Consider the following 8,874-nt stretch of genomic DNA (forward strand, 5'->3'; position numbering starts at 1 on the left):
GGACATTCGGCGATGCGTTGCGACCTTGCAGTTCGGTACGCGAGAGTCGGGTCAGAAGCGCCAGGTCGCGCCTCCTCCAATGATGTGCAGGGCACTGTTATCGAAGCTGCCGGACAAGGTATTGCCCGAGCGCGCCTTGGTCTGGTCCACGTCCATGTCACCCAGCCACACGAGGGTGTAGGCCAGGTGCAGGTCGAGGCCGTCGTCGACCGCGTAGTTCACACCGGTGGCCAGGCGCCAGCTCTCGCCCATGGGGTTGTCGACGGTGCGGTCCTCGTCGTCCACCGCCGAGCTGTCGTAGCCCAGCCCCATGCTCCAGCGCACACGGGGCGTGGCCTGGTATTGGGCGCCGATGGAGGCGTGCCAGGTATCCTTGTACTTGCGGTCGACGGAGCGGCTGACACCGCCGTTGTTGGCGTCGACATCCACGCCGACATCGCCGAAGTCGCTCCAGTCTTGCCAGCCGAGGCTGCCCAGCAGCGTCCATTGCTCGTCCAGCTCATGGGCCACGCTGAGCGTCACCGTCTGCGGCACGTTCAGGTCCAGCTCCAGTGAGTCGACGTCCAGGCGGCGCAAGCCTGCGTTGATGATTGGGTTGCTGATATCGCTCAGGTGGGGGCTGTCCTCGAACTCCAGCTTGATCTTGCTGGTGTAGGCCAGGCCCAGCTTGGTGCGAGGGGAGAGTTGGTAGAGCACACCCAGGTTGACGCCGGTGCCGACGTCGGTGTCTTTGTATTCCAGCTGGCCGTCGGGCCGATCGCGCAGGCCCAGCAGGTTGTTGTCGATGGCCATTTCGGTGCGGTAGTAGCCGTACATGATGCGCGGGCCGATGCCCACGGAGAGGTCATCGGTGAACTTGTACGCCAACGTGGGCTGGAAGGAGACGCCGATGATCGCGGCCTCCTGGGTGAAGTAGCGCCCGGCCCAGTCGTCATCGTAGTCCAGTGCCAGGCCGAAGTTGCCGTACATGCCGAAGCCGATGGCCGCGCGATCGTCGATCTGGTGGCTGATGAACAGGCTGGCGCCGGGCAGGTACTGGAGGGCGTTGCCCCCTTCGTTGCCGTCGAACTGGTTGTTGCGGTCTCGCGAAAAACGCAGGTCGCCCAGGATCACTTGGGCATTGGCGCTGACCTGGGTGCCGTGCAATTGGGTAAGGCCCGCCGGGTTACTCATCAGCACACTGGGGTCTCTGGCCAGCGCTGCCGAGCCGGCGTTGGCCAGGCCGTTGCCTTCCTGGCCGGCCTCGTAGATCAGGATCCCGCCGGCATTTGCGGCGCTGCAGCCCAGCAGCAAGGCGCACGCGGCGGCCTTGGCCCGCCGGTGACTCTTTTGTTGATGCACTGCTTCAACTCGATCACTCGTCATGTGCGTCAGTCCGTACAGAACAATTTTGAAGAGGTCGCGCTCTTAATGGTGTGTTACTCGCAAATACAGGCCGTCATTAACCACGTCGAAGCGGTGGCCTTGTTCCGGGCCAGGTTATCGGTGCAACGTGTGTGTGCGCTTCGATCATTGGTGATAACGAGCACGTGGTAGGGGACTTGCACGGCCGCTGCCCCGCACAAGGGGCGCATAGCATCAAGGCGCATTCAGGCATCATCGACGCGTCGTGATCGTGTGCTCTTAACACGTGATCGAAAAGGGAAGCGCGACAAGGGGAGGCATGAGAACGAATTGGCAACGACCTTCATTACAAGCTCCTTTTGAATGGCTGCATTGCCCCAACTAGAGAGGCCAGATCAATTGAGCATAGCGAGCTTTGAACGCTTTCTCGGCGGTGTGGCTGTACTCTTTTGGCGACAAGGAGCCAACGCGCGTACTGGTATGTTTGCCGAGCCTTTTCCAGGGAAGGCCTGCCAGGTGCCCGAGTAAGCTGTCATCAAATGGGTATATCTTCGTGTGTGGCTACATCAACTGCTTTCGCGCTTATCGAATTTCTGGCGATGCTCCAACGGCGTGCACTCATACCAGCGATAATGCGCACGGCAGAATGAAGCCGGTCGCCGGTAACCCAGCTCCTGGGCGATCTGGGCAACCCCCAGGGAGGTGTGGTGCAGCAGCTGCCTGGCCTGTTGGCAGCGCACCTGCTCGACCAACTGTTCGAACTCCACGCCGTTGCTGGCCAGGCGCCGCTGCAGTGTCCTGACGTGGACTCCCAGTAACAGTGCCACCTGCTCCAGGCTGCAACGCTGCTTGGGCAGCAGTATCTGTATTTGCTGTTTCACCTTCTCGAGCAGTTCGGTCTCGGCCCCGTATTGGTTCTCCAGATAGAACCGCACGATATCGTGCAAGGCGGGGTCGTACTGGACGCAGCGGTATTGCAGGTCTTCGGCATCCATGACGAGTGCATCGTGTTCTTGCCCGAACAGTACCGGGCAACCGAAATAGCGTTGATACACGGCCATGTGCGCCAGGGGCAGGTGCCTGAACAGCACGGTCTTGGGTACGAACGACCCACCTTGGAGCTCATTGATCAACAGGCCGCCTTGCAGTACCGATTTCTCGATGATCTGTGGTGTCTCCCGGCTGTCGGGCAGCGAGTTCTGGAAGTACAGCAGCGCACGGCCGGGTCGACGTTCCAGGCTGTAGTGGATCGACGGGCTGTACACGCGCATGTAGCGGATCACCGCGATCAGGGCATCGCCGACCGTGGGCGCCGAGCGTGCCAGGTGCTGGAGCGGGCCGAGCAGGGTGAGCCCCTGGCGCGTCGCCAGCTCCAGGCCGAAATGCGGTAGGTGCAGGGCACGGGCGCTGCCTTCGAAGATCTGTACCAGGCTCTTGTAGGCGAAGCGTTTCTCGTAGTTGCCGACCACGTCCAGGCCGATGCGGTGGGGCGCCAGGTAATCACGCAGGTTGGCGCCGTGGGCGGCGAGCAGCTCGCCGTATTGGAGGAAGGCGGTACCACGGATGCTGTCCATATCGTTCCCTTGCGTTCAGGTGGCACGGGTACAAGCGCAACGCTTTCGAGTATGGCTGCTGCGCCGATGCCGCGTACGGTGAACCGATGACCGTTCACTCGATCATGTGGTGGGCGTATTAAAGGCCAGGCGAGCGCGTATCTCCAGTATCCACCGGATGAATTGCGGCAGGATTCGCAGTCGGTGGCGGGTCAGAAGCCGCTTTCACGCATGAACACCGCCGCCAGGTGCATCAGGCCCTCGGCCAGCAGGCTGCGACGCTGGCCCTCGATCTGCAGGTGGCCCCGGGTTTCACGCAAGGAGGGCGGGGCCGTGTCGAGCTGAACCAGCAAGTGGAACAGCGGCGAGCTGGGAACCCGCGCCTCACCTTCGCCAACGACCTCCAACGGCCCGCCGTGACGGGACGCCAGCGCTTGTTGAGGCAACTGGCTGATGCGGGTGGTGCCGATTTGCATGACCTTGCCGGCGATGGCCTGGGGCACGCCTTCGGGGTAGAAGCGTACCGGGCTGCCCTCGCGCAGCCGCTGAACTTCGTCCGGCCCTACGTAGGCATCCACCTGCCAGCTGCGCGGGTCGATGAGCACGCCCAGCGGTTCGCGGGTGCCGACCCATTGGCCGCTGCGCCAGTCCGGGTTGAGGTCCAGCCATTGCCCGGTGAAGGGTGCCTGCAGGTTCAGGCGGGCGATCTCCGAGCGGGCGGCGCGCACTTCTTGGTACTGCACGCCATAGCGCTGGCGGGTCGCGGCCGCTTCGGCCAGGCCTGCAGGGTCGGCCAGCAAACCGGCCAGGCGCTCGTTGTAGCCGCGCATGCCGGCTTCGCTGCCCGCCAGGCGGGTGGCGATATCGGGTTGGGCGAGCTCCACCAGGGTTTGCCCGGCCTGTACCGGACCGGCTTGGTGCACACGTTGCAGCAGGGCCGGGAAGGGGGCGTACAGGCGTATCTGGTGCTCTGCGCGGGCAAGGCCCACCGCATGGATCTGGCTGCGCCAAGGCACCGCCACCAGCAGCAGGGCCAGCGCCAGCAGGCTCCAGAACACCCGGCGACGGCCAGGCAGCACGGCGCTTCGGTGGTGCCACCAGTGTTTGAGTTCGCGCCCGATCGGTTGCAGGATGAACCAGGTGATTTCCACGGCGAAGAGAAAGATCCCGAGCAGTTTGAAGAAGAACAGGTACACCGTGACCGCGATGCCGAGGAACAGCACCAGGCGGTATACCCAGGTCAGCATGGCGAATGCCACCAGCAGCCTGCGCTGCGCGGGTGGGAACGACTCCGGCCAAGGTTCGTCCAGGCCCAGCAGGGTGCGCCGCAGGGTCACCTTGGCCAGGGCGGTGGCGCGTTCGTGCAGGTTGGGGAAATCCAACAGGTCAGAGAGAATGAAGTAGCCGTCGAAGCGCATGAACGGGCTGGCATTGAGCGCCAGCGACAGCGCCCAACTGGTGGTGGCCAGGTACAGCAGTGCATTGCGCAGCGCCCCCGGGTCACACAGCGCCCAGCCCAGGGTGGCCAGCCCCGCCAGCCCCAGCTCGGTGACGATGCCGGCGCTGGAGATCGCCAGGCGCTGGCGGGGGCTGCGCAGTTTCCAGCTTTCGCCGGTGTCGGTATAGAGCATCGGCCACATCACCACGAAAGCGATACCCATGTGGGCTACCTTCAGCCCCAGGCGGGTGGCTACCAGGGCGTGGCCCAGTTCATGGAGCGTCTTGGCCACCACCAGGGCGAGGGCGAAGCTGAGCAGCCCTTCGGCGGAGAACGACTCCACCACGTCGTGGCGGAAGGTGTCCCACTGGTGCGCCACCAGTACAATGCCCAGCAAGCCAAGGCCGGCGACCAGCGCACCCGTCAAGGGATGGAACAGCCAGCCCAGCCTGTGCGCGAGGCGCCGCAGATGGCGTTGCGGATGCATCAGAGGCACACGGAAGAACAGGTAGTGGTGCAGCCACCATTTCCAGGTCAGCCATTGCCGGCCCTCGCTGGCCTGGCGAAGGCGTTCCAGTGCCTGGGCACCGGGGTGTACCAGTTGATGTCGCTCGAGAAAGGCGCGAAAACCCAGTACTTGCTCCGGGTCAGGCTTGAGTGCGGTCTGTTCGGCGATCTGCTCGGCGATGCGTCGCGGTGTCTGCTCCCAGCGCAGCAGGCATTCGAACTCCAGCCAGCCGATGCGGAAAAAGCGGTTGGTGACGCTGTCGTGGATCACCCATGCAGGTTCGCCCCCGCGGTTGCTGTGGGCTTCGGCGATGTCGAGGTCATCGCGCAATGGCGGCGTCGGCAGGTCTTCGGCGCTCGTGTTCATCACCATCCAGTCCAGGCTCGGGCAGCCGCCAGCGGGCGACGCAGCAGGTAATAGCCCAGGGGCACGCGTTCGCCATACAGCTTGGCGGTACCGTGCAAGCCCAGGCGGGCATGTTCAGGCGAGCCTTCGACGCTGGCCAGCAGGCGGTAGGCGGCCACGCCATCATCGCCGGGGCGGGCTTCGTAGCTGGTCTCCAGGATCGCTCCGTGCAGCGGCGAGAGAGGGTAGGCGGTGAGGAACAGGGTGACCGGCGCGCCGCTCTCCAGGGCGATCGCATCAGCCACCGGCAGATGGATACGCAGGCCGGGCTGGCTTGGGTCGGCGACCTGCAGGATACGCTCGCCGATGACCACCGGCTTGCCCAGCCAGTCGTTGGGGTCGCTGTACACGGCCACCCCGGCGCGTGGCGAGAGCACGGTGGTACGTGCCAGCTGCGCCTGCACCGCGGCAAGTTCGGCGCGGCGTTGGCGTAGCGTGCCGTTGAGCACGGCCAGTTCGCCTTTGCTCTGGGGGTTGTCGAAGGCGCGCTGGTTGGCCGCCAGCAGCTCGGCGTCGGCCACGGCGACTTCCTTGGCCAGCACTTGGGCACGGCTGCGCAGGGTGGTTTCGTCGAGCGCGAACAGGGGCGTGCCGACGTCCACCGGTTGGTTGGGCCGGACCAGCATGCGGGCGATCACCCCATCGATCGGCGAGCTGATCACCTGGGCGTTGCGCGACACGACTTCCGCCGGTGCCAAGGCGGTCTGGCGCACCGGTAACAGCAGCAAGGCGGCCAGGACGGCGGCGCCGACCAGCAACTGGCGCCGGCTCGGGCGCCAGAAACGCAGCGACCGGGGCTTGCCGAACGCGGCCCAGCAGTGCGCCCAGGTCTGGAACACGCCCTGCAAGAGACTCACCATCGAGGGCGCCGGCGCCTCGTCGAGCAAAAATACCAACAGCCCCAGGCGCTGGCCATGGCGGTCGTGCAGCGGGACGCACCACAGGCCGCTGGGCCACCATTCGGCCCAGCCATCGGCGATATCGTCGGGCAGCTGCAGACCCTCGCGCGCCAGCCAGGTGGGCGAGGGCTCGCTGAGCTGGGCGTTGAGCCAGCGGCAGGCGCGGCGCAACCACACCAGATAGGGTGAATCTTCGGTGGGCCGCGCCAAGCCTGAGAGGCACAGCAACTCCAGCTGGTCGCCGTGTCGGGCCAGCACCAATGCCTGGCGAAAGCGCAGCAGGGCATAGAGGTCGTTGGCCATTGAGAAGGCCAGGGCGTTGAGACTCTCGGCCGCCAGGGCACGATCACGCAGGTTGGCCAGGCTCAGCAGCAGTTGTGGCGGCGGCAACAGTTCGCTCATGGCCGCTTACTCGTGCGCATCGGGGAAGCGTGCAACGCCACTCATGCCCGCGATCAGCTCCGGGTAGGCGGCGTCCAGGCGGGCCTCCAGCTCCACGGTTTGCGCCACGGCATCGACCCGGGCGTTGATCGCGCTGACTTTCGCCGGGTAGTGTTTGCCGGTTTCGTGGATCTGCACCACCAGGGGCATGTCCGGCTTGAGCCGGGGGAGCAGGGTGGAGGGCACGTTCAGGCGAACCTTGAGCGCACTGTCGCTGACCAGGTCGAACAGCGGCGCGCCGGCCTGCACGGTCTGGTAGGGCTTGACGTAGACCTTGACCACCCGCCCGCCGAACGGTGCCTGCACCTGGCAGTAGCCGGCCTGGGCTTTGGCCAGCGTGAGGGCGCCTTCGGCCTTGCTCACTTCGGTGTTGGCCATGGCCACCTCCAGGTCGCCGGCGGCGTCGAGCTTGCGCAGGTTGCGCTTGGCCTCGAGGTTCTGCCGCGCCATGTTCAGCTCGGCACCGGCCACCTTGGCCCGGGCTTGTACCTCCACGCATTGCAGCTTGGCCAGGGTGGCGTGCTTGGCGACCTGTTGGCCGAGGCTGGCATCGAGCGCGCCCAGGGTGCCGTTCATCTGGCTGGACAACGTGGTCTCCAGGTCGGACGCCAGCAGGACGCGGATGGCGTTGGCATCGTCCTCGGCCGCTTCGCTGGCCAAGGCCAATGGCGCGCAGGCCAGGCACAGCGACAGCAGGGACCATGACAGGGACTTAGGGCTTGGCGACATTGGCGCTTCCTTGGTTGCTGGCGGTGAGCAGGTGGCTGCTGGTCTGTTGTTCCAGGGTGCGCTGGATCTCCTGGGCCAGGGTCTTGACGTCGTGGTCCTGGACCTTGTCGGGCAGCACGGCGAAGCCTACCGAGTTGTACAGCCGGCCCCAGGCCGCCTGCGCGTCGGAGTAGGCGGCCTCGCGCTGGTAGCGCGAGAGCAGGTAGCGGCCTTCGGCGCGGATCAGCTCGAGCTCGGTGCCCAAGGCCGCGCTACGGGCTTTTTGTGCGTAGTCGAGCAGGCTCTTGTCCACGCGCAGGCTGTCGTCGGCGAACTGTACTTCCTGGCTGGCCAGCTGGTAGCGCAACAGGCCCACCCGTACCTGGGTGAGGATCGCCATGGACAGGGCGGTACGGCGCATGTCGTCGGTCTTGGCCTGGCTCTGCTCGGCGGTCTTGAGAGCCGGGTACTGCAGCAGACGCAGCAGGTTCACCGACACCTGCAGGCCGGTGTCGTTCCAGTGGTTGTTGTACAGGTACTTGTTGGAGTCGTAGGTGTAGCTGTAGTTGACGCTGACGTTGGGCCAGAGCTGGGCCTTGGCGATCTTCAGGTCGTTCTGGTCGACGCGCTTGCGGTACCACTCCTCCATGATCTCCGGGCGGTTGCGCAAGGACAGCTGTTCCAGCGCATCGACGTTCTGGGTCACCTGCGGCAGCGGTGCTTCAAGGTTGTCAGCCAGTTCCATGCGGGAGTTGGGCGGCAACGACATCAAGGCCGCCAGCTCGGCGCGGGCGAACTCCAGGTCCTGGCGGCGCACGGTGAGCATGTACACCGAGTCGAGCAGGGCGCGTTGGTAGGCGAGGATGTCCTGGCGCGGCAGCAAGCCCTTGGTCTCGGCCTCACGCGCGGCGGTCAGGGCGCGGTGGGTGCGCATCAGCAGGCTATCGACCTCCGGCAGCAGGCGTTGGGCGCCAAGGGCGCGCCAATAGGCGTTGCGCACATCCTGCAGGACGTTCTGCGCCACGCGCTCGCGGCGCTCTTCGGCCATGAGGATCTGGTCGGCCTTCTGCTGGGTGCGGTAGTAGGCTACGCCGAAGTCGAGCAGGCTCCAGCTCAGCCCCAGGCTGTCGATGGTGCGGTAACGCTCCTCGGAGGTAGAGGGGCGCAAGCTGACCTGGCGGTCCTGGATGCCGATGGAGGTGCCGCCGGAGTCATTGTTGCGCCCGGCGTAGCCGGCCGAGGCCACCAGGCGCGGGAGCATCTCGTGGGCGGTGACATCCCGCAGGTCGGAGGCCAGCGCGCTTTCCAGCAGCTTGAGGCGGTAATCGAGGTTGTACTTCAACGCCCTGGCGGCAGCTTCGTAGAAGGTGATGGGCGTGGTGACCGGCTCCTGTTCACGGTACATGCGCGCCTGGTCGTCGATGACGCGCTGGCGCATCTCCTGTTCGTCGTAGGGCTCGGCCTCCTTCAGGGCCGAGCAGGCGCCCATCAGGAGGCTGGCGGCGATGATTGCACTCAAGGCTGTGACACGGTGTCCAGGCATATACGGTCCTTGATTTACGCGTGGTCTTTTCAGGT

6 protein-coding genes are annotated in these 8,874 nt (G+C 65.4%); all 6 read right to left on the minus strand.

Translation table 11 applies throughout. The annotated features are described in order from the left end of the window. Positions 1-51 precede the first annotated feature (51 nt). The 6 genes from AC1MHZ_RS14505 to AC1MHZ_RS14530 all read right to left on the minus strand — a co-directional run bounded on the left by AC1MHZ_RS14505 (position 52) and on the right by AC1MHZ_RS14530 (position 8,839). Positions 52-1,341: an OmpP1/FadL family transporter gene (locus tag AC1MHZ_RS14505; protein ID WP_418889819.1), complete on the minus strand. Its 1,290-nt coding sequence runs from the start codon at positions 1,339-1,341 to the stop codon at positions 52-54. A 569-nt stretch (positions 1,342-1,910) separates the two neighbouring features. Beyond that, a complete protein-coding gene (locus tag AC1MHZ_RS14510) occupies positions 1,911-2,918 on the minus strand; it encodes an AraC family transcriptional regulator (RefSeq protein WP_324812910.1) in 1,008 nt (335 codons plus the stop codon). Between the two features lie 191 nt (positions 2,919-3,109). Further along, entirely contained in the window at positions 3,110-5,209 is a 2,100-nt protein-coding gene (locus tag AC1MHZ_RS14515; RefSeq protein ID WP_324812907.1) for a site-2 protease family protein, read from the minus strand. After that, on the minus strand, positions 5,209-6,549 hold the full coding sequence (locus AC1MHZ_RS14520; RefSeq protein WP_482966539.1) for an efflux RND transporter periplasmic adaptor subunit: 1,341 nt from the start codon (positions 6,547-6,549) through the stop codon (positions 5,209-5,211). The genes AC1MHZ_RS14515 and AC1MHZ_RS14520 overlap by 1 nt, the downstream gene beginning before the upstream one ends. A gap of 6 nt (positions 6,550-6,555) precedes the next feature. Then, on the minus strand, positions 6,556-7,317 hold the full coding sequence (locus AC1MHZ_RS14525; RefSeq protein WP_368829319.1) for an efflux RND transporter periplasmic adaptor subunit: 762 nt from the start codon (positions 7,315-7,317) through the stop codon (positions 6,556-6,558). Next, the gene (locus tag AC1MHZ_RS14530; protein WP_324812897.1) at positions 7,301-8,839 is read right to left on the minus strand and encodes a TolC family protein; all 1,539 of its coding nucleotides are present in this window, start codon (positions 8,837-8,839) and stop codon (positions 7,301-7,303) included. The genes AC1MHZ_RS14525 and AC1MHZ_RS14530 overlap by 17 nt, the downstream gene beginning before the upstream one ends. Positions 8,840-8,874: the final 35 nt, after the last annotated feature.

This window comes from Pseudomonas sp. FA-1 (genome assembly GCF_056856075.1).

Excerpts from the sequence above, each read along its gene's own strand:
- AC1MHZ_RS14510 (WP_324812910.1), bottom strand. The coding sequence starts at position 2,918 with ATGGACAGCATCCGTGGTACCGCCTTCCTCCAATACGGCGAGCTGCTC.
- AC1MHZ_RS14515 (WP_324812907.1), bottom strand. The coding sequence starts at position 5,209 with ATGAACACGAGCGCCGAAGACCTGCCGACGCCGCCATTGCGCGATGAC.
- AC1MHZ_RS14520 (WP_482966539.1), bottom strand. The coding sequence starts at position 6,549 with ATGAGCGAACTGTTGCCGCCGCCACAACTGCTGCTGAGCCTGGCCAAC.
- AC1MHZ_RS14525 (WP_368829319.1), bottom strand. The coding sequence starts at position 7,317 with ATGTCGCCAAGCCCTAAGTCCCTGTCATGGTCCCTGCTGTCGCTGTGC.
- AC1MHZ_RS14530 (WP_324812897.1), bottom strand. The coding sequence starts at position 8,839 with ATGCCTGGACACCGTGTCACAGCCTTGAGTGCAATCATCGCCGCCAGC.